This is a genomic window from Castellaniella hirudinis (assembly GCF_042651965.1).
Lineage (GTDB): Bacteria > Pseudomonadota > Gammaproteobacteria > Burkholderiales > Burkholderiaceae_B > Castellaniella > Castellaniella hirudinis.
Map to the genome: position 1 here is coordinate 188,877 of NZ_JBHSDY010000003.1, position 21,949 is coordinate 210,825.

General features: G+C 67.7%; 24 protein-coding genes. 6 read left to right on the forward strand and 18 right to left on the reverse strand.

The window, feature by feature from the left end:
* The first annotated feature begins 12 nt into the window (after positions 1–12).
* Positions 13–792, forward strand: a complete 780-nt coding sequence (locus ACFO0J_RS06065; protein WP_376812360.1) for a HesA/MoeB/ThiF family protein — start codon at positions 13–15, stop codon at positions 790–792.
* On the opposite strand, the gene ACFO0J_RS06070 is transcribed toward ACFO0J_RS06065, so the two are convergent.
* The 6 genes from ACFO0J_RS06070 to ACFO0J_RS06095 form a co-directional block, all read right to left on the reverse strand.
* On the reverse strand, positions 722–1,462 hold the full coding sequence (locus ACFO0J_RS06070; RefSeq protein ID WP_376812158.1) for a pyrimidine 5'-nucleotidase: 741 nt from the start codon (positions 1,460–1,462) through the stop codon (positions 722–724). The two genes, ACFO0J_RS06065 and ACFO0J_RS06070, sit on opposite strands and share 71 nt — an antisense overlap.
* Positions 1,463–1,479: 17 nt before the next feature.
* The gene (gene argB / locus ACFO0J_RS06075) at positions 1,480–2,385 is read right to left on the reverse strand and encodes an acetylglutamate kinase (RefSeq protein ID WP_376812159.1); all 906 of its coding nucleotides are present in this window, start codon (positions 2,383–2,385) and stop codon (positions 1,480–1,482) included.
* 1 nt (position 2,386) lies between these two features.
* Positions 2,387–2,881 (reverse strand): peroxiredoxin family protein, encoded by a 495-nt coding sequence (locus tag ACFO0J_RS06080; RefSeq protein ID WP_376812160.1) that lies wholly within the window; start codon positions 2,879–2,881, stop codon positions 2,387–2,389.
* Positions 2,878–3,594 carry a BON domain-containing protein gene (locus tag ACFO0J_RS06085; protein WP_376812161.1) on the reverse strand — a complete coding sequence of 239 codons (717 nt, stop codon included), beginning with the start codon at positions 3,592–3,594 and terminating at the stop codon, positions 2,878–2,880. Before ACFO0J_RS06085 ends, ACFO0J_RS06080 begins: the two co-directional genes overlap by 4 nt.
* On the reverse strand, positions 3,594–4,187 hold the full coding sequence (locus ACFO0J_RS06090; RefSeq protein ID WP_376812162.1) for a phosphoheptose isomerase: 594 nt from the start codon (positions 4,185–4,187) through the stop codon (positions 3,594–3,596). The genes ACFO0J_RS06085 and ACFO0J_RS06090 overlap by 1 nt, the downstream gene beginning before the upstream one ends.
* Positions 4,188–4,412: 225 nt before the next feature.
* Positions 4,413–4,934 carry a YraN family protein gene (locus ACFO0J_RS06095; RefSeq protein WP_376812163.1) on the reverse strand — a complete coding sequence of 174 codons (522 nt, stop codon included), beginning with the start codon at positions 4,932–4,934 and terminating at the stop codon, positions 4,413–4,415.
* Positions 4,935–4,977: 43 nt separating this feature from the next.
* Between ACFO0J_RS06095 and rsmI the strand changes: the two genes are divergently transcribed.
* Positions 4,978–5,913: a 16S rRNA (cytidine(1402)-2'-O)-methyltransferase gene (rsmI, locus tag ACFO0J_RS06100; protein WP_376812164.1), complete on the forward strand. Its 936-nt coding sequence runs from the start codon at positions 4,978–4,980 to the stop codon at positions 5,911–5,913.
* On the opposite strand, the gene ACFO0J_RS06105 is transcribed toward rsmI, so the two are convergent.
* The 12 genes from ACFO0J_RS06105 to ACFO0J_RS06160 all read right to left on the reverse strand — a co-directional run bounded on the left by ACFO0J_RS06105 (position 5,910) and on the right by ACFO0J_RS06160 (position 15,910).
* Positions 5,910–6,833, reverse strand: a complete 924-nt coding sequence (locus tag ACFO0J_RS06105) for a septal ring lytic transglycosylase RlpA family protein (protein WP_376812165.1) — start codon at positions 6,831–6,833, stop codon at positions 5,910–5,912. The genes rsmI and ACFO0J_RS06105 overlap by 4 nt on opposite strands.
* Entirely contained in the window at positions 6,830–7,705 is an 876-nt protein-coding gene (gene rapZ / locus ACFO0J_RS06110) for an RNase adapter RapZ (RefSeq protein WP_376812166.1), read from the reverse strand. The genes ACFO0J_RS06105 and rapZ overlap by 4 nt, the downstream gene beginning before the upstream one ends.
* Before the next feature lie 40 nt (positions 7,706–7,745).
* Positions 7,746–8,684, reverse strand: a complete 939-nt coding sequence (hprK, locus tag ACFO0J_RS06115; RefSeq protein WP_376812167.1) for an HPr(Ser) kinase/phosphatase — start codon at positions 8,682–8,684, stop codon at positions 7,746–7,748.
* On the reverse strand, positions 8,656–9,153 hold the full coding sequence (locus ACFO0J_RS06120) for a PTS sugar transporter subunit IIA (RefSeq protein WP_376812168.1): 498 nt from the start codon (positions 9,151–9,153) through the stop codon (positions 8,656–8,658). The genes hprK and ACFO0J_RS06120 overlap by 29 nt, the downstream gene beginning before the upstream one ends.
* 100 nt (positions 9,154–9,253) lie before the next feature.
* A complete protein-coding gene (gene hpf, locus ACFO0J_RS06125) occupies positions 9,254–9,577 on the reverse strand; it encodes a ribosome hibernation-promoting factor, HPF/YfiA family (RefSeq protein ID WP_376812169.1) in 324 nt (107 codons plus the stop codon).
* 276 nt (positions 9,578–9,853) lie between these two features.
* Entirely contained in the window at positions 9,854–10,642 is a 789-nt protein-coding gene (gene lptB, locus ACFO0J_RS06130) for an LPS export ABC transporter ATP-binding protein (protein WP_376812170.1), read from the reverse strand.
* 5 nt (positions 10,643–10,647) lie between these two features.
* On the reverse strand, positions 10,648–11,244 hold the full coding sequence (gene lptA / locus ACFO0J_RS06135) for a lipopolysaccharide transport periplasmic protein LptA (RefSeq protein WP_376812171.1): 597 nt from the start codon (positions 11,242–11,244) through the stop codon (positions 10,648–10,650).
* The gene (gene lptC, locus ACFO0J_RS06140; RefSeq protein WP_376812172.1) at positions 11,241–11,858 is read right to left on the reverse strand and encodes an LPS export ABC transporter periplasmic protein LptC; all 618 of its coding nucleotides are present in this window, start codon (positions 11,856–11,858) and stop codon (positions 11,241–11,243) included. The genes lptA and lptC overlap by 4 nt, the downstream gene beginning before the upstream one ends.
* Positions 11,855–12,457: a KdsC family phosphatase gene (locus ACFO0J_RS06145; RefSeq protein WP_376812173.1), complete on the reverse strand. Its 603-nt coding sequence runs from the start codon at positions 12,455–12,457 to the stop codon at positions 11,855–11,857. The genes lptC and ACFO0J_RS06145 overlap by 4 nt, the downstream gene beginning before the upstream one ends.
* A complete protein-coding gene (locus ACFO0J_RS06150; protein ID WP_376812174.1) occupies positions 12,457–13,443 on the reverse strand; it encodes a KpsF/GutQ family sugar-phosphate isomerase in 987 nt (328 codons plus the stop codon). The genes ACFO0J_RS06145 and ACFO0J_RS06150 overlap by 1 nt, the downstream gene beginning before the upstream one ends.
* Before the next feature lie 18 nt (positions 13,444–13,461).
* Positions 13,462–15,051, reverse strand: a complete 1,590-nt coding sequence (locus tag ACFO0J_RS06155; RefSeq protein WP_376812175.1) for an HD domain-containing phosphohydrolase — start codon at positions 15,049–15,051, stop codon at positions 13,462–13,464.
* A gap of 22 nt (positions 15,052–15,073) precedes the next feature.
* Complete coding sequence (locus tag ACFO0J_RS06160) at positions 15,074–15,910, reverse strand: metallophosphoesterase (RefSeq protein ID WP_376812176.1); 837 nt, start codon at positions 15,908–15,910, stop codon at positions 15,074–15,076.
* A gap of 251 nt (positions 15,911–16,161) precedes the next feature.
* Between ACFO0J_RS06160 and ACFO0J_RS06165 the strand changes: the two genes are divergently transcribed.
* The 4 genes from ACFO0J_RS06165 (at position 16,162) to ACFO0J_RS06180 (ending at position 21,931) form a co-directional block, all read left to right on the forward strand.
* Positions 16,162–17,502, forward strand: coding sequence for a surface lipoprotein assembly modifier (locus ACFO0J_RS06165; RefSeq protein WP_376812177.1), 1,341 nt, complete (start codon positions 16,162–16,164; stop codon positions 17,500–17,502).
* The gene (locus ACFO0J_RS06170) at positions 17,489–19,015 is read left to right on the forward strand and encodes a FecR family protein (RefSeq protein ID WP_376812178.1); all 1,527 of its coding nucleotides are present in this window, start codon (positions 17,489–17,491) and stop codon (positions 19,013–19,015) included. The genes ACFO0J_RS06165 and ACFO0J_RS06170 overlap by 14 nt, the downstream gene beginning before the upstream one ends.
* 48 nt (positions 19,016–19,063) lie before the next feature.
* Positions 19,064–21,301, forward strand: a complete 2,238-nt coding sequence (locus ACFO0J_RS06175) for a CHASE2 domain-containing protein (protein ID WP_376812179.1) — start codon at positions 19,064–19,066, stop codon at positions 21,299–21,301.
* 75 nt (positions 21,302–21,376) lie between these two features.
* A complete protein-coding gene (locus ACFO0J_RS06180; RefSeq protein ID WP_376812180.1) occupies positions 21,377–21,931 on the forward strand; it encodes an adenine phosphoribosyltransferase in 555 nt (184 codons plus the stop codon).
* Positions 21,932–21,949 lie beyond the last annotated feature (18 nt).

The window sequence follows — 21,949 nt, forward strand, 5'->3', positions numbered from 1 at the left end:
GACGCATCGGTCCTGGACGATGCGCGGCTGACGCGCTATGCCCGGCACATCCTGCTCGATGAGCTGGGCATCGAGGGCCAGGAACGTCTGCTGGCGGCGCGGGTGCTGATCGTCGGCGCCGGCGGCCTGGGGTCGCCGGCGGCCTTGTATCTGGCCGCTGCGGGTGCGGGTCACATCACGCTGGTGGACGACGACCGGGTCGAACTCAGCAATCTGCAGCGCCAGATCCTGCACGGCATGGCCGGCCTGGGGCGTCCCAAGGCCGAGTCGGGCCGGGACGCCTTGCAGGCCCTGAATCCCGACGTGCAGGTGCAGGCGCTGGTCGAGCGGCTGGACGAGTCCCGGTTGCGCGAACTGGCGCTGGCCGCCGATGTGGTCCTGGATTGCAGCGACAATTTTGCTACCCGGCATGCCATCAATCGCGCCTGTGTGGCGGCCCGCAAGCCTCTGGTATCAGGGGCGGCGATCAAGTTCTCGGGCCAGATCAGCGTCTACGATCTGCGTGACATGGATGCGCCCTGCTATCACTGCCTGTTTCCCGAGGCCGACGACGTCGAGGAATTGCGCTGCGCCACCACCGGGGTCCTGGGGCCGCTGGTGGGCATGGTGGGCAGCGTCCAGGCGGCCGAGGCGATCAAGGTGATCACCGGCATGGGCGAGCCCCTGGTCGGGCGCTTGCTGTCCGTGGACGCCCTGCGGATGCAGTGGCATACGATCCGCTTCAGGCGCGATCCCGACTGCCCGGTATGCGCCCGGCGCGGGCCTGCGTCAGCAGCGTCCCCAGGCGGTTGATCCGCGTATCCACGTACAGATCGCGGCCGTTGCGCCGGCGGGAAAACGGCGTGCCCGGGTGGTACAGCCACACGGTGCGCATGCCGACCTGGCGGGCGGATTTCAGGTTGCGTTCGGTGTCTTCGACCAGGATGATGCGGCGGGCGGGCACGCCCAGCCGGGCGACCACCATGCGCATCAGGCCCAGCGACGGCTTGGGCCGCGCCAGCCCCATGGGCATCATGTGATCGATGGCCCACAGGCCGTCGAATTCGTGCAGGATGCCCAGCGCGTCCAGCACGCGGCGGGCGTAATGGGCCGGGGCATTGGTCAGGATGATGCGCGTGCCCGGCAGGTCGCGCAGGCGGGCGGCCAGGCCGGTTTCCGAGTGCACCAGCGGGGCGACGTCGAAATCGTGGCAGGTCGCCAGGAACTGGTGCAGGTTCACCCCGTGGTGGCGCGCCAGGCCGATGGCAGTGGCGCCGTAGCGTTTCCAGTAGCGCAGCCGCAGGGCGTTGGCCTGCTCGGGGGGCAGGTCCAGGGCCTCGGCCACGGCGGCGCCCATGCGCCGGTCAATGGCGCCAAAGATGCCGCGCGAGGCATCGTGCAGGGTGTTGTCCAGGTCAAACAGCCAGATCGGATCGTCCGGCCGGACGGTCCGCCGGCGCCGCAGGGGGCTCGGCGCTCGCAATGGGCGAGGGAGGCTCGTCAATGCGAACTGATCATGGTGCCCACGCCGCGATCCGTCAGGATTTCAAGCAGCAGGCAGTGCGGCACGCGGCCGTCGATGATGTGCACCGAGTTCACGCCGAACCGGGCGGCGTCCAGCGCCGAGGAGATCTTCGGCAGCATGCCGCCCGACAGGGTGCCGTCCTGGAACAGCGCGTCGATGGTCTGGGCCGACAGGCTGCGCAGCAACTGGCCGTCCTTGTCCAGCACCCCGGGGGTGTTGGTCAGCATGACGAGTTTTTCCGCGCCCAGGACTTCGGCCATCTTGCCGGCGACGACGTCGGCGTTGATGTTGTAGGCCTGGCCGTCCTCGCCGTAGCCGATGGATGTGATGATGGGAATGAACTGATCGTCCTGCAGGGCCTTGACCACGGCCGGCTCGATGCGTTCGATGTCGCCCACGAAGCCGATGTCCAGGGCCTGGCCGGGATGGTCGGGGTCGGGCATGAGCTTTTTGCATGCCTGGATCAGGCAGCCGTCCTTGCCGGTCAGGCCCACGGCCTTGCCGCCGGCCTCGTTGACCATCATGACGATGTCTTGCTGGACCTGGCCGGCCAGCACCCATTCGACGACTTCCATGGTCTCGGCGTCGGTGACGCGCATGCCCTGGATGAAGTTGCCTTCTTTGCCGATGCGCTTGAGCGCGCTGTTGATCTGCGGGCCGCCGCCGTGCACCACCACCGGGTTCAGGCCGACGAGCTTCAGCAGCACCACGTCGTGGGCGAAGCTGCGTTGCAGGCTTTCGTCGGTCATGGCGTTGCCGCCGTACTTGATGACGACGGTCTTGCCGTGGAAGCGGCGGATGTAGGGCAGGGCCTCGGAGAGCACTTCGGCCTTGAGGGCCGCCGAGGTCTGGGAGGTGATGTCCTGGGTGGGATTCGTCATGTCAGGAAGCCAGTGCCTGTTCGACCGTGGCCATGAAGGCCTTTTCGTCGTAGTTGCCGAGATAGCGTTTGATGATGCGGCCTTGCTTGTCGATCAGGAAGGCCGTGGGGGTCAGGCGCACGTCGCCGAAGGCCTGGGCGATCTTGCCCTGGGCGTCGATGACCACCGGAAAGGGCAGTTGGCGCGTTTCGGTGAAGTTCTTGACGTAGTTGGGCGGGTCGTACTGCATGGCCACGCCGATGGTGTCGAAGCCCCGGGATTTCAGGTCCTGGTAGTGGCGGATGGTGTCGGGCATCTGCGCCACGCAGGTGGTGCAACTGGTGGCCCAGAACTTGACCAGCACGACCTTGCCGCGCAGATCCTGGGTGGTGACGGTGCGGCCGTTCAGGTCGGTGAAGGCGACCTCGGGCGCCGCCAGGGCGGAATCCATGGACTGCCAGGTGACGACGGCGCCGATCGCCACGACGGCGACCAGGGCAAGAAAGAACTTTTTCATTTGATCGGCATGGTCTGGGCGCCGCCGTCATCGCCCGCAGGCGACGGCGTGGAGGCGCCGGAGGAACTGGAATCATCGGTGACGGGCGCGGCAGTGCCTTGCTGGCCGGGTTCGACCAGCAGGGTCTCGCGCGCCACGATCGTGAACAATTTTACGACTTTATTGACGCCCGAGATGCCGGCGACGGTGGTCGCGGCGCGCTGGCCCTCGTCCGCCGTGACCTTGCCCATCAGATAGACGATGCCGCGCTCGGTCGTGACCTTGATGGTGCGGAAGGGCACGTTTTCGGTGGCGACCAGCTGGCTCTTGACCTTGGAGGTCAGCCAGGTGTCGTTGGTGCGCACGCTGAGCGGCGTGATGTCGCCGACCCGGATGTAGTTGTCCACCGAACGGACCTTGGTGATGCCCTTGGCGATGGTCTCGGCCTGCTGGCGGTCGGCGTCGGTGGGGACGTCGCCCACCAGCAACAACCGGCCCGCATAGGACGTGCCCAGGACGCGGGCCTTGTCGCCGAAGGCCTTGTTCATTTCGCTGGAGACGCGCAGTTCGATCGTCTGGTCGTCGACTTGTTCGCCGGCGGTGCGCCGGTCCGTGGCGACGGCGGCGGAGCCGGCGGCCGCGCCGCCCACGAGGAACAGGCCGCAGCCCGACAGCGAGGCCAGGCAGGTCAGGCCGATCAGGAGGCGGGCGAGAGGGCGTGCGAAAACGGGCATCAGAGGGGGTCTCCCAGAAGCAGGGCGTCAATACCATCGCACAGCGCATGCAGCAGCAGGATGTGGACTTCCTGGATGCGCATGGTGCGGTCGTGCGGGACGCAGAGGTGGATGTCGGTCTCGTAGAGCAGCGCGCTGATCTGGCCGCCGCCCTTGCCCGTCAGGGCGATGACTTGCATGTCGCGTTCGTGCGCGGCTTCGATGGCGCGGATGACGTTGGGCGAATTGCCGCTGGTGGTGATGGCCACCAGAATGTCGCCCGGCTGTCCCAGGGCGGTCACCTGGCGTTCGAACACGGCATTGAAGCCGTAGTCGTTGCCCACCGCCGTCATGATCGAGGTGTCGGTGTTCAGGGCGATGCCGGCCAGCGGCAGGCGGTCGCGTTCGAAACGGCCGACGAGTTCGGCGATGAAGTGCTGGGCATCGGCGGCCGAGCCGCCGTTGCCGCAGGCGAGGATGCGCGCGTTGTTGGTCAGCGCGCCAAAGAGCAGATCAACCCCGGCGGCGAGGGCGGGGGCCAGCTCGCGGGCGCTGGAGCGAAACGCGTCGACGGCGTCGTCGAAATGCGACGTCATGCGGGAGGTCATGTCCATGCGCCGATTATCGCATGAGCGCACGGCCGCTGTTACACATGAACGTAACAGTTTGCGGATGAGTCCGGACACCGGGCAGTCCCTGCGGACTGCCCGGTGCCTGACGAATCCGACCGGCCTGCAGGCCGGGAGGTGGGGAGATGTCGCAATTTGGAAATGACCCGAGCCTGACGAATCCGACCGGCCTGCAGGCCGGGAGGTGGAGGGGTGCGAAAATTTTAGAGTTCACACCTGAAAGGCGCCGCGGATCCAGCGGGGGCCGTCGGCCTCGAAGGCCACCACGTCGAAGCGGCAGGCCGGCGCGGCGCCGCCGAAATGCAGCCGGGCGAGCCGGGGCAGGAAATGGCGCGCGGCCCGGATCAGCCGGGTCTGCTTGGGGCGGTTTACACTGGCGGCGGCGCCGCCGAAGGCCGGATTGCGGCGCTCCCGCACCTCGATGAACAGCAGCAGGGCGCCTTCGCGGGCGACCAGGTCGATTTCCCCGGCGCGGCAGCGCAGATTGGCCGCCAGGATGCGCACGCCGTGCGCCTCCAGGTGGCGCGCCGCCCGCGCCTCGGCCGCGTGGCCCTGGCGCTGGGTCGGGGATCCGGCCGCCGGCGCATCGGGGACATCGGCCGCTTCGTGGGCGAAGTCGGCCGCCGGGTCGATCAGGCCGGATGTCGGTCGGGACCGGCGCAGGCGTCGGCGGCGGCGCGCCACGGCCCCGCGCTGGGCCTGCCGGGCGGCTTCGTAGGGATCGGCGGGCATGGCGGCACATTCAATCGAACGGGATACGGAACAGGATACGAGTATGACGGACAGCGCAGACTGGGAACAGACCGGACCGACGTGGAAACGTCACGCTGAACAGGTGGCGGGCCAATCCTGGCCGGCAGGCGCCTTGTATGTGGTCGCCACGCCGATCGGCAATCTGGGGGATCTGAGCCTGCGCGCCTGGGAGGCCCTGCGCCGCTGCGATGCGATCGCGGCCGAGGACACCCGCACCTCCCGCGCCTTGCTGGATGCCTGGGGCATCACCACGCCGCTGCTGGCCGCCCACCGCCATAACGAACGCGAGGCGGCCGAGGCCGTGATCCGGCGGCTGGCCCAGGGCGAGCGCATCGCGCTGGTGTCCGATGCCGGCGCGCCCGCCGTCAGCGACCCGGGCGCGCGCGTGGTGCGCGAGGTCCAGGCGGCCGGCTACCGGGTCGTGCCCTTGCCGGGCCCCAGCGCCGTCATCGCCGCCTTGATGGCCAGCGGCGCCACCCGCGACGAGAACCCCGGCTTTGCCTTCGCCGGATTCATGCCGTCCAAGGCCCAGGCGCGCCGCAAATGGCTGGATCAGTGGCTGGCCTGGCCGGTGCCGGTGGTGATGTTCGAGACGCCGCATCGGTTGCGGGCGGCGCTCCAGGATCTGTCGGCGGCGGCCGGGCCGGACCGGAAGGTGACCGTGGCGCGCGAACTGAGCAAGCGCTTCGAAGAGATCCATACCCTGCCGGCGGGGGATGCCCTGGTCTGGCTGGATGCGGACGCCCATCGGGAACAGGGCGAATTCGTGCTGGTGGTGCACGCCGACGAACGGGAGGCCGTGCCGGACGAGGACCTGTCGCCCGAGCAGCGCCGGATCATGGAGGCGCTGCTGGAAGACCTGTCGGTGCGCGACGCGGCGCGGATCGGCGCCCGGGCGACCGGGCTGGCGCGCGACCGGCTGTACGCCTGGGCGCTATCGCGGAGTCGCGAAGACTAAAGCCCCTGGTCCAGCGCAATGACCGGATTCAGGCCCGCGGATTCCGCCAGCCGCGCGGCGGTGTGGACGGCCTCGTCGCGCGACAGATAGGGACCCATGCGCACCTTGTAGAGCGGCGGCTGGTGCGCGACGGTGGCCTGGCCGGCCTGGCCGGCGGCCTCGATGTTGACGCGCTGGGCCAGCGCCTGGGCGTTCTGGGCCGAGGAAAAGGCGCCGAATTGCAGATAGATGCCGCCCGCCTGCGGCCCCTCGGAGACCGCAGGGACGGGGGCAGAGGGCGTGTCGGGCTCGGCGGGCAGGCTGACCGGCTGCGCCCGAGCCGTATCGGCGGGCGGCGGGGCCGAGGCCATGATCGGCGCTCCCGGGGCGCGTCCGGCGCGGATGTCGGCGTTGGTGATGGCTTGCACGATCACGCGCCCGCTGCCTGGGCCGATCAGGCCCAGCTTGGCGGCCGCCACGTAGGACAGGTCGATGATGCGCCCTGGGTGGAAGGGTCCCCGGTCGTTGACGCGCACGACCACCGAGCGGTTGGTGCCTACCCGGGTCACCCGCGCGTAGCTGGGGATCGGCAGGGTCGGATGCGCCGCCGTCATGGCGTACATATCGTAGGTTTCGCCGTTGGCGGTCTTTTCGCCGTGGAACTTGCGTCCGTACCATGAGGCCACGCCTTCCTGGCGGTAGGCCTGGTTTTCCCCGATGGGGAGGTAGCGCACGCCGAAGACTTCGTAGGGGCGGAAGTTGGCCGGGGCGTGCCGCTCGATGCGCGGCACGGCGTCGGGGATGGCGGCGATGTCGGCCGGAATGTTGCTGCCGGGGCCGTCGTCCTTGTAGTAGCCGCCCGAGCGCGAGGCGCAGCCCGCCAGCACGACCAGCGCGGCGCCCAGCAGGGCGAGGGCCAGGCGGCGAACTGTTCCGCTCACGGCCGGTGCTCCTGCAGCATGGGGTTGCGGTGGCGCACCAGCAGGGGGGAATGATCCGCGAAGCGCCGGGCGAGCTGTTCGGTGACGTAGACCGAGCGATGCTGGCCGCCGGTGCAGCCGATGGCCACCGTCAGGTAGTTGCGCGTGTCCTGCATGTACAGGGGCAGCCATTTGCGGATGAAGGCGGCAATGTCGTCGATCATGGTCTCGACGCTGCCGAACTGGGCCAGCCAGTCGGCGACCGGGGCGTCGCGGCCCGTCAGGGGGCGCAACTGCGCGTCGTAGTGGGGATTGGGCAGGCAGCGCACGTCGAACACCAGGTCGGCGTCGTGCGGCACCCCGCGCTTGTAGGCAAAGGACTCAAAGGTCAGGATCACCGAGGGGCGGTCCGTCTGGACCAGGTCGCGGACCCAGGCGCGCAGTTGTCCGGGCGCCAGGTCCGAGGTGTCGATGACATGTTCCTGGTCGCGCAAGGGCGCCAGCAGTTCCCGTTCACGGGTGATGCAGTCCTGCAGTGAGGCGTCCAGGCCCTCTTGCCGCAGGCGGTCGGTCAGGGGATGGCGGCGCCGCGATTCGGAATAGCGCTGCATCAGGGTGTGGTCGTCGGCATCCAGGAAGATCACGTGCAGCGCCGTGCCGATGGCGCGCAGGCTGGTCAGGATGCCGGGCAGGTCGTCCAGGTCGCCCGGGGTGCGCACGTCGATGGCGACCGCCACCCGTTCCAGGCCGCTGTCCCGGGTGCTGGCGATGAATTCGTGCAGGAAGCGCACCGGCAGATTGTCGATGCAGATGTAGCCGGTGTCTTCCAGCATGCGCAGGGCCACGGACTTGCCGGAACCGGAAATGCCGGTGATGAGGACGATGTTCAGCATGGTGTGTGCAGCAGGGGGGCTTGCGGTGTCGGGCAGGGTGTCACGATCGGGCCTCCCGGGAGTTTTCCATGATGGCCAGGGCCTGGCGCTCGATGAATTCGCTCATGGTGTCGATGCCGCGCAGGCTGAGGATGGTGTTGCGCACGGCGGCCTCGACCAGCACGGCCAGGTTGCGGCCGGCCGCAACCTGCAGCATCACCCGGCGGATCGGGATGCCCAGGATGTCCTGGTATTCGTCCTGGGTCGGCAGGCGTTCGAAATTTTCGGGGGTGAGGCGCACCAGGTGGACGATCAGCTTGATCTTCATCTTGCGCCGCACCGAGGTCTCGCCGAAGATCGTGCGGATGTCCAGCAGCCCCAGGCCGCGGACTTCCAGCAGGTTCTGCAGCAGGGGCGGGCACTGGCCTTCGATGAAATTCGGCGCGGTGCGCGACAGTTCGACGGCATCGTCGGCCACCAGCCCGTGGCCCCGGGAAATCAGTTCCAGCGCCAGTTCGCTTTTGCCCAGCCCGGATTCGCCGGTGATCAGGACCCCCAGACCCAGCACGTCCATAAAGACGCCGTGCACCGTGGTCTTGGGCGCCATGCGCTTGCCCAGGTAGATGCGCAGCAGGTCGATCAGCAGGGCGGCGTCGGTGGGCGTGGACAGCAGCGGGATGTCGTGTTCCAGGCAGTAGGCCAGCAGATCGTCGGGCGCCTGGGTGTTGTTCGCCAGGATGATGGCCGGTACGCCTCCGGTCACCAGGTCGTCCAGGTGGTGCTGGCGGCGGTGCGGTTCGAGCCGCAGGTAAAAGGCGATTTCCTCGGTGCCGAAAACCTGGATGCGTCCCGGGTGGATCAGGTTCAGGTGGCCGATCAGGTCGGCGGCGGCGCCGCTGGTGTCGGGAATCAGGTGCAGATCCGCGGCGTCCTTGCCGGCGATCCAGGAGAAGGGGATCTTCTCGGCGTTGTCACGAATCAGCTCTTGAATGGTCAGCATGTTCAGAGGTCGGGGCGCTCGCGCCGGTCAGGATGAGGTGATGGACTTCCTGGGGATCCGTGGAGTGCGTCAGGGCCTGGCGGATGCCGGCGTCGGACATCAGGCGGGCGATGCCGGCCAGCAGGTCCAGGTGGGTCTGGGTGGCGGTTTCCGGGATCAACAGAAAAAACAGCAGGCGGGCGGTGCGTCCGTCGTTGGTATCGAAACGGACGGGTTCGGCCAGCCGGATGAAGGCGGCGTGCGGTTCACGCAGGTCCTTGAGCCGCCCGTGGGGGATCGCGACCTCGTGGCCCAATGCGGTCGAGCCCAGCCGCTCTCGGGCCAGCAGGCTGTGGAAGACCGCCGTGCGCGCGACGCCCTGGTGGTTTTCGAACAGCAGTCCGGCGTGTTCGAAGGCGCGCTTCTTGCTGGTGGCGGCCAGATCCAGGACGATGTTGCCGGGCGGCAGGATGCGGGAAGTGAGATTCATGGCGACCATTATAGGTAAACAGACAACAATATGGCCCCGGACGAGTGTCTCGAGGCCATGTGTCGTTTCGAGCCGGAGGAGCCGGCCCGACGCTACGCGATCAGGCGGTCATTTCCTGGCGCTTGGGGGGTTCGTGAACGTGGTTCTGAGCCTTGGTCTTGTACTTGATGACCTGGCGGTCGGCTTTGTCGACCAGCAGATCGATAGCCGCATACAGGTTGTCATCCGAGGCTTCGCAGTGCAGGTCCTTGCCGCGCAGGCGCATGGTGATTTCAGCGATGTGCTTCTGGGGTTCGATCGACAGCATGACCTGAGTGTCGATGACCTGATCGAAGTGCCGCAGGACGCGCGCCGTCTTGGTGTGGACGTATTCGCGGATAGCCGGGGTGATTTCCAGATTGCGACCGGTGATTGTCAGGCTCATATGCAGACTCCTTGCGGAAAAACGGGGAGGGTTCCTGGAGGGAACCGGGTACGGACGGGCTTGGCCTCCTTTGCTGACAGTTTGATGACAAGTCCAGTGTACCCATTGCATCCGCCACATCAAGCGCCTGTTTTCGGTGTAGGATACTGAATCGGCCCTTGAAGGGATGAGTCTGGACACCGGGCAGTCCCTGCGGACTGCGCGGTGCCTGACGAATCGGAGCGGCTTGCAAGCCGCGAGGTGGGGGCTACAATTTGAAAAATACCCCCGCAGCACCTACATCCTGAAGTTCTTCCCCAGATAAACTTGGCGCACCGCCTCGTTGTCCACGATCTCATTCGGATGGCCGCTGGTCAGGACGCGGCCTTCGCTGATGATGTAGGCGCGGTCGCAGATCCCCAGGGTTTCGCGCACGTTGTGGTCGGTGATCAGCACGCCGATGTTGCGGCCCTTCAGGAACTGCACGATGCGCTGGATTTCGATCACGGCGATCGGGTCCACCCCGGCAAAGGGTTCGTCCAGCAGGATGAAGCGCGGGTGCGTGGCCAGGGCGCGGGCGATTTCCACCCGGCGGCGCTCGCCGCCCGACAATGAAATCGCCATGTTGCGGCGGATGTGCTCGATCTGCAGTTCGTCGATCAGCGATTCCAGGCGTTCTTCCAGGGCGGGGGCCGACAGGGGCCGGCCCTGCGGGTCGCGTTGCAGCTCCAGCACTGCGCGGATGTTCTGTTCCACTGTCAGGCGGCGAAAAACCGACGCGTCCTGCGGCAGGTAGGACAGGCCCAGCCGGGCGCGCTGGTGCATGGGGATGCCGGTGACCTCGTGGTGGTCGATCAGGATGCGGCCCGTGTCGGCCGGGATCAGCCCCACGATCATGTAGAAGCTGGTGGTCTTGCCGGCGCCATTGGGGCCGAGCAGGCCGACGACCTCGCCGCTGTCCACCGACAGGGAGACGTCCTGGACGACGGCGCGGCGGCCGAACGTTTTGCCCAGGCCCACGGCCTGCAGGCTGCCGGACGTGCGCGTGGCGCCGGCCGTGGTGGAATGGGATTCGTGTGCGGACATGGGAATTACGGCTGGCCCTTCTTGGCCTTGCACTGGGCGATGGCCTTGTCGATGCGGGACTGGGGCTGGGCCAGGGACCGGACGCGCCCGCCGGCGGCGGCCGAGTTCTGGCCGCCGAACGCCTCGTAGGTGCCGGTTTTTTCGTGGTAGATGATGCGCGCGCCGCGGACGTTGTCGAAGGTCTGGCCGCAGATCAGGCGGGTCACGGTGGCCTGGCCCGTCAGGGTGATGTCGCCCGAGGCGCCCGCGTAGTCGGCCTGCAGGCCGGTGGCGATGAGCGTCTCGAATTTTTCGGGGTTTTCCTGGCGGATGGTGACCACCTGGCCCTTGGCGGGCGTGGCGGTGCCGAACTGGTTGCCCTGGGCGTCTTCGTGCGTGACGAGTTTGTCGCCGCGCAGGGTCATCGCACCCCGGGTCAGGACCACGTTGCCGGTGAAGGTGCTGGTCTTGTTGACGTCGTCGTAGTGCAGGGTATCGGACAGGATCACCGTGTCGGGTTCGTCCTGGGGAGCCGGTTTGTTCTGGGCGGCGGCCGCCTGGGCGGCCAGAGCCAGGGCGCAGGCGCTGATCGATGCAATCAGGGCATGAGACGGAGTTTTCATGGTTGTGCGTTCTTCTTCGGTTCGGCGTTGCGGGCGGCCTGATCCTCGCCCGAGATCTTGACGTCGCTGGCCGCGTGGACGGTCAGTTGGCGGGTGCGGTTATCGTAGCGCATGCCCTTGCCCCGCAGGGTGGAATTCCCGTTGTGGACCAACGCGGGGCGGTCCGTGTGGACCAGGTCCAGGTCGGGCTCGATGATCAATTGGGTGCTGCGCACGTCCAGCAGCTTGTGTTCGGCGTCGGGCAGGCGCTTCAGGTGGGCATTGCCGTCCAGCACGATGCGGTCGCCGTGCTCGTCCAGCGTGCCGCGGTCGGCGGTGCCGACGGTGATGGGCGTGTCGGGCTGGTGGCCGACGGCGCGCGGCGCGGTGATTTCGTAGGTGAGCGTGTCCGGGAAATGTTCCATGGACTCGCCTTCCAGGCGGTTGATGGCGCGTCCGTCGGCGTCGGTGCGCACCATGGTGAACTGATCGGACCAGGAATCACGCTCGTGGGTCACGCGCCGGGGCGGGTCGATCTCGATCGAACGCAAGGCGTAGTCGGACGCCCACCAGGTGCCCAGCACCAGCAGGCCGAGCAGCAGCACGGCCACGAGACTGGGCAGGCGTTCTTTCACTGGATGGCCCCGCCCAGCGTGGACAGGGACGCCGTGAAACAGGCGCCCAGGCGGCCCTGGGCCGCCAGGATCAGGTCGCAGCATTCGCGCACGGCGCCCGAGCCGCCGGGCAGGGCGCTGATCCAGTGGGCGGCCTGGCCGATGTAGAAGGGCGCATTGGGCACGCTGGCGGCAAAGCCGACCCGCCGCAGCACGGGCAGATCGATGATGTCGTCGCCCATATAGCCCACGGCCTCGAGCGACAGGCCGGCCTCGCGGGCCAGGTCTTCGACCGTGGTGATCTTGTCGCGGACCCCCTGGAGCGCGGGCGAAATGCCCAGTTCCGCCGCCCGGCGGGCCGTGATGGCGCTTTTGCGGCCGCTGACCCAGGCGACGCGGATGCCTTGTTCGCGCAGCAGCCGCAAGCCGTGGCCGTCCAGCGCGTTGAAGGGTTTGATGGCCTCGCCGTGCTCGCCGTACCAGAGGCTGCCGTCGGTCAGGATGCCGTCGACGTCGAACACCATCATGCGTACGGCACGGGCTCGGTCGCGGACGGCTTCCGGGACGCGGGCCAGGATCTGGGCTTCGGCGGGGTGGGAGAAACCAGGCAGTTCGTTCATCAGATGACCTTTGCAGCAAGGAGGTCGTGCATGTGCAGAGCCCCCAATAATAGCCCGTCACTGTCCAGCACCAGCATCTGGTTGAGCTTGTGCGCGTCCATGGTCGAGGCGGCCTCGATGGCGGGCGCGTCGGCCGCGATCGAGCGCGGGTGGCGGCTCATGCCGGCCGAGACCGGCAGCGTGCGGATGTCACCGTGCTGGGCGATCATGCGGCGCAGGTCGCCGTCGGTGAACAGGCCCACGGGGCGTTTGTCCTCCAGGACGATGACCATGCCCATGCCCTTGGAGGACATTTCGGGCAGGGCGTCGGGGATCAGGGTGTCGGGTGCGACGCGCGGCAGGGCCGCGCCGCTGCGCATCACGTCGGCCACCGAGGTCAGCAGCCGCCGGCCCAGGGCGCCGCCCGGGTGCGAGCGGGCGAAATCCTCGCGGTTGAAGCCACGGGCCTCCAGGCAGGCGACGGCGATGGCGTCGCCCAGCACCAGAGCGGCCGTGGTGCTGGCGGTGGGCGCCAGGTTCAGGGGGCAGGCCTCCTGGTCCACGGCGGCGTCCAGCGCCAGGTCGGCGCTGCGGGCCAGTTCGGAATCGGCGTTGCCGGTCAGGGCGATGATGCGCGTGCCCATGCGCTTGGCCACGGAAATGATGGTGATCAGTTCCTGGGCCGAGCCGGAATAGGAGATCGCCAGCAGGATGTCCTGGCCGGTAAGCATGCCCAGGTCGCCGTGGATGGCCTCGGCGGCGTGCATGAAGAAGGCGGGCGTGCCGGTGGACGCCAGCGTGGCGGCGATCTTGCGGGCGACGTGGCCGGACTTGCCGATGCCGGTGACGACGACGCGGCCCGGGCAGTCCAGGATCAGGCCGACCGCCTGGGTGAAGTGTGCGTCAATGCGGCCTTGCAGGGCTTGCAGGGCCTGGATTTCGATGCCGAAGGTGCGGTCGGCGCTGGCGCGGATCGCCTCCGGGCTGGGCTGAGGATGGGCATGCATCCCGCGATTTTACTGGGATCAGTGATAGGCGGTTGGGTCCTGCACGTCGAGCTGGTCCGGCAGCAGGTGTTCGCGCGCATAAGTCTCCCAGACCCGGGCGTCGAGGAACAGCGCGTACAGGTCGGCGTCGATGTGGCGGCGGTCGCGCATGTCGCGCAGGATGGACAGGGCCTGCGAGAGCGGCATGGGCGGTTTGTAGGGCCGGTCGCGCGCCGTCAGGGCTTCGAAAATATCGGCGATCGCCATCATGCGGGCGGGCCATGACATCTGATCGCCGGTCAGGCCGCGCGGGAAACCGGTGCCGTCGATTTTCTCGTGGTGGCCGCCCGCGTATTCGGGCACGCGCGCCAGGGTCTTGGGAAACGGCATCACTTCCAGCATTTGCAGGGTGACGTCGATGTGCTGGTTGATGCGCAGCCGTTCCGCGTTGTTGAGCGTGCCGCGTGCAATGCACAGCATGTCGGCTTCTTCGGCGGTGAGCAGGGGCTGGACGGCGCCGGTGTGGTCCATCCAGGTCTGCAGCGCGATGTCGCGTACGCGCTGCTGGTCCTCGGGCCGCATGAATTCGCCGCCGATGTTGGCGCGCGCCAGAAAGTCGCAGTCCTCGCGCCATTGGCTGATCCGGGCCTGCAGCCCGGCGTCGGTCCGGTCGGCGGCCGCCAGGGTCTCCTGGGCGATCAGGGCGGCGTAGCGGGCCTGGATGGTCTCGATCCGGTCGCTCAGGGCATGCAGCTTGGTGGACTTGTCCAGCAGCGAGTCCGGGGTGGCGAGCTTGCCGCAGTCGTGCAGCCAGGCCGCCACGCGCAGTTCGTACCAGCCTTCGTCATCCAGGGTGAAGTCCTTGAGCGGGCCGTCTTGTGCGCGGCAGGCCGCCTGGGCGATCAGTTCGGTCAGCACGGGCACGCGCTGGCAGTGGGCCGAGGTGTGGGCCGATTTGGCGTCGATGGCCTGGGCGATGGTGCGGATGAAGGCGTCGAGCAGGTCCTTGTGGCCTTGCAGCAGTTGCTGCTTGTCCAGCGTGACGGCGGCCGACGAGGCCAGCGCCAGCGCCACCGGTTCGAGTGCGGGATTGAAGGCCTGCACCAGGCCGGTGCCGGGGTCGCGGGCGTTGACCAGTTGCAGGATGCCGATGATGTCGCCGGCGTGGTTCTGCAGCGGCAGCGTCAGCAGCGAGGCGGTCCGGTATTGCATGGCCCGGTCAAAGGCCCGGGTGCCGGAAAAGTCGAAATCCTCGACTTCGTAGGCATCGGGAATATTGACCGGCGTGCCCTGGTGCCAGACGTGGGCGCAGACGTTCTGGTGGTTGGCCTGGCCGTCTTCGAGCCACAAGGGGATGGGCCGCAGGCTGATGGCCTGCCCCGACGTGCCGCCGGAATGGATCCCCAGGCTGAGCGTGTGCATGACCTCGAAGCGCAGTTGCTGTCCTGCCCCCTGGCCTTCGAGGATGTACAGGGTGCCGCCGTCGGCGCGGGTGAAATCCTGGGCGGCGGTGATGATCTGCTCGTACAGGCGCGGCAGGTGGCGTTCGGCCGACAGCGACAGAGTGATGTCGAGCAGTTTCTGAAAGATCGTCGGGTCGACGGCGCCTGGACTGCTGGACGGAGACATGGCGGAGATCCTGTGAATGAAGTCAGTAGCCGGTGCTGTCGTGGCTGGGGTGGTCGGGGGCCGGGGCCAGCGCCGCCACGCGCACGACCCGGGTGTCGAGCCGGCCGTCCGGGTGCAGGGTGATCCAGCGATAGCCCGGGGCTACGGGGTCGATGCTGAAGCGTTCGCTGAGCGGTGTGAACTGAAAGCAGGTGGACGGCGTGGACAGCATGCGCAAGGGCGCGCGTCCGGGGGGATGATCGAATACGTGCAGGCTGTCGCCCGCCTGGTGGACGTGTCCCCACAACAGGGCGCGCACGCGCGGCAGGGCGTCCAGAACGGCAAAGAGGGCGTCGGCGTTGCCGATGCGCATGGGGTCGAGCCAGGCGCTGTGCATGGGCACGGGGTTGTGGTGCATGGCCACCAGGACGTGGCGCCCGTCCTCGACCTGGCCGGCGGTGCGCAGCAGGTCGAACTGGTCCGGGGCCAGCCGGCCGCCCTCGTCGTCGGGCAGTGTGGAGTCCAGCAGAATGATGCGCCAGGGGCCTTGGTCGATCACCGGGGCGGCGTGCGCGGCCAGCACGGCCTGAAACGGGGCGCGCACGTCGTGGTTGCCCGGCAGGACGTGCACGGGGGCGCCCAGGGGCGCCACCATGCCCAGGAAGCGGGTGTAGGACTCGGGGCGGCCATCCTGCGACAGATCGCCCGTGGCCAGGACCAGGTCGGGTGCGTCGCCGGAGTCGAGCAGGTGCTGCAGCACGCCCCGGAACGAGGCCTCGGTATCCACGCCCAGCAAGGTGCCGCCGCTGTCGGCGAACAGATGCATGTCCGTCAGGTGGGCCAGCACGATCGGCCGGGAATGTGGAGAGGATGAGGGCATGGTCGGCAGTCCGCTGGGAGTGCTGTCTGGAGTACACGGTATGCACACGACTTCCGTGTCAGCCGATGATCGATGCTATGATCGATTGAAAAATAACACATTATTACTACTCTAATCACATTTACACATTCCGGGGTGGCAGCGGAAGCGGGCCGGGTGTCTTCAGGGATGCCGCGCCGTCGCGTCGGGGAGTGAGACAAAGCATGCAATCACGTGTGGATGCACGGAGCTGGATCCGTGGGGTTCAAGCGGTGCTGACGCGTTCGGCATTGGCCTGTCTGTCACTTTTGGCGTCGGCCTCGATCAGCCAGGCATCCGGCGCGCCGGATGCCGCACGGATCATTGCCCAGGGGGCGGCACAAGTGCAGGCTGGCCAGGGCGTCCAGGCCTATCGTGCTTTGTCGCCGCACGTGTCCTGGCTGGCGGGCAACCCCGGGTTCGATCGGGTCTTTGGCCAGGCCGCCCTGGCGGCCGACCAGCCCTCGCAGGCTGCGTTTGCCTTCGAACGCTGCCTGGCCGTCAGCCCGCGCGACGGGCTGTGCCGTCTGGGGATGCTGCGCGCGCACGTGATGCTGACCGAGGTGCAGGCGGCGCGCAACGAGATCGAGATCATCTCGCACAGCGCGCCGCCGCCGGAAGTGCAGGCCATTCTTGACGAGTACATGCGTGTCCTGACCGGCAAGGAATCGGCCGGCCAGGATACGCGCCTGAATGCCTATATCCAGGCGGGCGTGGGCTACGACAGCAATCCCAATACCGCCATGTCGCAGGGCAGCCTGGCGCTGCCGGCCCTGGGCAACCTGGTGTTCCGGATGTCGCCGGACGGCCGGCCCCAGGAAACCGGCTTCAACCTGACGCAGTTCAACATCCGCTATTCCACGCCGCTCAATGCGCACTGGCGTCTGCTGGCCGAAGGCACCGCCACGGGCAATCAATACTGGTCGGCGCACAGCTACGACGCCGCCATCGTCGATGGGGCGCTGGGCCTGATGCGCACCGAGGGGTCGCACCGCCTGACCGTCAAGGCCCAGGGCCAGCATTACAACCTGGGCGGTCACGGCTATCGGGACATGGCCAGCCTGTTGGGGCAGTATGCGTATGCGGTGACGGATCGCGCCGAGGTCAATGGCTTTGCGCACGTGACCCAGATGCGCTATCCGAAGTACAGCCTGAACGACGCCACGCGCTATGCGGGCGGGGTGTCGTGGTCGCAGGCGCTGGGCAATGGGCGGGCGATCTACTACGCCAGCGCCTACGGCGGGCGCGAAGTCGGCGTGCACAGCAATGCTCCTGCCACCGTGGATTACGATTTCAGCGGCTTGCGGGGCGGCGGCATGATGCTGTTGTCGCCGCGCACCCAGGCCGAGGCAGGAGTGGGCGTGGAATGGCGCAACTACGGGGGCAAGGAAGTCCTGTTCGGCAAGGCGCGCCGCGACACCCAGTACGACGCCTATGTGAATCTGAGTCATGCCCTGAACCGCAAGCTCTCGATCCGCCCGGAATACCGCTACATCAACAGCCGATCGAACATCGAGCTGCGGGATTATCAGCGCCACATCTTTTCAGTGAGCCTGCGTTATGAACTGTTCTAAGAGTGTGTCGCATCAGCGCCTGCCGTCCGCCCGGCGGGTTCGGCAGGTCTCCGATCTTGCGTGGCGCGTCCTGGCCGCGTGGGTCGTGCTGATCGCGGGCGTCGGCATGGGCAGCGTGCGGGCCGAGGTCGCCGCCCGTGCGGATTTCGTCCATGGGCTGGTCACGGCCACCGAATCCGGCCAGGCCGGGCGCGCTCTGTCGAAGGGCGCAGAGGTTTTCGACCAGGACCGTATCGACACCGCGCAGGGCGCCCGCGCGCAACTGCGGTTCAGCGACGGCGGGCTGGTGTCGCTGCTGCCTGAAACCACGTTCTCGGTCGAGGAATACCGCCTGGGTGACGCGGGCGGCGAGGACGGTTCGCTGGTCTTCGGCCTGCTGCGCGGCGGCCTGCGTACGGTCACCGGGGCGATCGGCAAGAGCAAGCACGACAACTATCAGTTGAAGACCCCGGTCGGCACCCTGGGCATCCGGGGCACGGAGTTCATCGCGATCATCGACCCGCCCGGCACCCTGCGGGTGCACGTGGGGCGGGGCAAGGTGGTGCTGACGAACTCGCACGGCACCCTTGAAGTGCCCGAGGGCTACAACGCCATCATGACCGAGGACGAGGCCCCCCGGCTGACCGAGGAAGGCCCGGTGTTCATGGCGACCGGCCCGCAGGGGGACTTGAGGACGCCGGTGGGCATGGTGCGTTCCGATCCCTATAATCTGGATCTGCCTTTGATGGCGACCCCGAAGGGTTCGCCATTCCTGCAGTCAGGGCCAGGGTATTTCATGTTGGCGGCGGCGCTGGACTCTACGTATGACTGGATCCCCAATACGGCTGCGGGCGGACCGGGATATGCAACATTCGATACCGGCAACGGTGCACTGACGTCCTTTGATGTTCCGGGAGTGATCGAGTTAGGCATGGGGGATGCGACTGCGTTTAGTCGGACTGATGCCGGGCTGAACTGGGGGGTGCTGACCGATGGCAGCATCACTTTGCCCAGTGGTGTCCGGTCCTATGCGCAAGGCAACCCTAACCCGGTCGCGCGCTACCTGCCCTACATCATCGGCGAAGTGGCGACAACGGCGCCTTTAACCGGGACGCTGAGCTTCAGCCTGCCCGCTGGCGTCACGCCGGCCGCCTATGACAACGGGGGCCAGATCGGCGCGTTGAACCAGTTCGATCTGGGGATCGATGTCGGGACGAACCAATATACGCTGGACATGCTCCTGACCATGCCGAGTGCGGCCTTCAGCATCGCGGGCGGCACGGGGACGCTGACTGATCCGCTTCCGGTGTTCGGTTTCAGCAACACCAACATCAACGGGGGGGGCTGCACCCCCACCGGTTCTTGCTCACTGGGGGTGTCGGGCTTCCTGACGACCAGCGGCAGCGCTGGCATCGCCTATTCTTTGAACGATGGCAATACCTACACCATCACCGGCGTCGCGCCGCTGGAGCCGCCCAACTACACGCCGCCCGCCACCGGCGGCGGGGGCGGCGGTGCGAATCAGGGGATATAGGCCTCCGGGCGCCAGGACGGGCCGCGCGGGCCGTAGGGAATTGAAGGCATGATGGCGTGGCTTTTTCGCGGCAAACGAGGCTTGCGCGCGGCGGGGCTGCTGGTGCTCGTGCTGCTCATGCTATGGCAGGCGGATGCGTTCCGTCGGCCGGGCCTCGGCGGACCGCTGGATCGCCTGGACGCGGTGCTGTATGACTGGCGCTTCCAGATGCTGCCGCCGCAGCGTGCGGCGGATCTGCCCATCGTGATCGTCGACCTAGACGAAGCCACCCAGCAGCGCGAGGGCCGCTGGCCTTGGGATCGCGCCAAAGTGGCTGCGCTGATCCAGGCGCTGCGCGCCCAGGGCGCGGCCCTGATCGGCTTTGACGTGGTGTTCTCCGAGCCGGGGCCCAATCCGGTGCGCCAGTTGCTGCAGGCCGATGCCCTGCCGGTGGAACTGAGCGCCATGCTGGCCGGGCAGACCGAGGCCTTCGACGGCGACGCGATTCTGGCGCGGACCCTGGATCCCTATGTGCTGCTGGGTTTTTTCATGCATGCGGACGGCGGCGATGCGGGGCAGTTGCCCGCGCCCTTCATGGTGCTGCCGCCCGAGGCGGCGGCCGCGACCACGACCCGGGCGCTGCCCGATTACACGGCCAGCCTGCCGCAACTGACCGAGACGGGCGCAGGCGGCGGCTTTGTCGTGGCGGTGCCCGATCCGGACGGCATTGTGCGGCGCGTGCCCATGGTGTTGCGCCGTGGCGCGGACGTCTACCCGGCGCTGTCTCTGGAGATGGCGCGTCTGGCGTTGGGCGCGCCCTGGCTGCGCCTGGAGCAGGCTGACCGGGGCGATCAGCGGGTGCTCACGGGCGTGCGCATTGGCCGCGATGCGCGCGTGCCTTTGGACGAGCAGGGCAATCTGCTGGTGCCGTACCGGGGCCGCGCCGGCAGTTTTACGACGATTTCGGCCACGGGGGTGCTGCGAGGGGACGCGCCGGCCGAATCGCTGGCGGCCTTGCAGGACGCCTTCGTGCTGGTCGGCACCTCGGCGCTCGGCCTGGCCGATTTGCGCACGACACCCTTGCAGACCGGCTATCCCGGGGTGGAAACGCATGCCAATGTGCTGGACGCGGTACTGCAGGCCGCTCTGGGACGGGATGCTTTTTACGTGCAGCCCGACTGGACGCCCGGCGCGGTGCTGGCCCTGATGCTGGGCCTGGGCCTGTTGCTGGCCCTGGGCCTGCCCGGGCGCAGCCCGCGCCTGATGATGGGCTGCGCCGTCGCCGGCCTGCTGGCGCTGGTCGCCGCCAATGGCTGGGCCTGGGATCATCTGCACGTGGCCCTGCCGCTAGCCGCCCTGATGCTGCTGGTCGTGTCGCTGGCCGTACTGAACATCGTCGGCGGCTACGTGACGGCCAATCGGCAGCGGCACGCCATCCAGTCGCTGTTCGGTGAATACGTGCCCGCCGCCTATGTCGAGCGGATGGTGGCCAGCCCCGACAGCGTCCATCTGTCCGGCGAGCAGCGTCCGATGACGGTGCTGTTCGCCGACATCCGCAATTTCACGTCCCTATCGGAACACCTGTCGGCGGGTGAACTCAAAGACCTGCTCAGCCGCTATCTGTCTTCGGTCACCGAGGTGATCTTCCAGCACCAGGGCACGATCGACAAGTATGTGGGCGACATGGTCATGGCCTTCTGGAATGCGCCGCTGGACGATGAGCGCCATGCGGTGCATGCCGTGCGCGCGGCGCTGGACATGCAGGCATGCATGGCGCGTGTGCGGGCGGAATTCGAAGCGGCGGGGCTGCCGGTGTTCCGGATCGGGATCGGCCTGAACACCGGATCGATGAACGTGGGCGACATGGGTTCGCGCTACCGCCGCGCGTATACCGTGCTGGGCGATGCGGTGAATCTCGGTTCGCGCCTGGAAAGCCTGACCGCCTATTACGGGGTGCCGATCCTGGTCAGCGACGCCACGCGCGCGCAGGCGCCGGACTTTGTGTATCGCACGGTAGACCGCATCCGCGTCAAGGGAAGGCGCGACGTCGTCGAGGCCAGCGAGCCGGTGTGCGAGGCCGGCCGCGCCGGGCCGGAACTGCTGGATCGGCTGGCGCGCTTTGAACAGGCGATCGCGGATTACCGCGCGCGCCGCTGGCTGCAGGCGCGGGCGGCGCTGATCCGGCTGCGCGCCGAGGATCCGGATGGCGGGGCGCTGTATGCGGTCTATCTGGACCGCATGGCGGACGTCGATCCGGCCGGCCTGCCTGCGGACTGGGACGCGGTGCACGATCATCTCCAGAAATAAGCCCGTCCGGCGCGCCGCCGCATGGAGGGCTTGTTAAACTGTGCCCGCCTCCATGCCTCGCCACAGGACTTCGCCATGCAAACCGATCCGGCCCAGTACATCCGAGACACGATCCGTACCGTGCCCGATTGGCCGAAACCCGGTGTGCAGTTCCGGGACATCACCCCGGTGCTGCAGGATCCGCGTTCGTTCCGGGTGCTGATCGACCTGTTCGTCTACCGTTACATGCGTCAGCGCCTGGACCTGGTGGCGGGGATCGACGCGCGCGGTTTCATCGTCGGCTCGGTGCTGGCCTACGAACTGAATCTGGGCTTCGTGCCGGTGCGCAAACAGGGCAAGCTGCCGTATCGCACGGTGGCCGAGGAATATGCGCTGGAATACGGCAATGCGGCGGTGGAAATGCACATGGATTCGGTGCGCCCGGGCCAGCGCGTGCTGCTGATCGACGACCTGATCGCCACCGGCGGCACGATGCTGGCGGCGTCCCGTCTGCTGCAGCGCCTGGGCGCCAACGTGGCCGAGGCCGCCGCCATCATCGACCTGCCCGACCTGGGCGGCTCGAAGGCCGTCCGGGATTCGGGGCTGCCGGTGTATACGGTGTGCGAGTTCGAGTCCGGGCCGGAGGCCTGAGCCTCCGTCTCCGGCCCT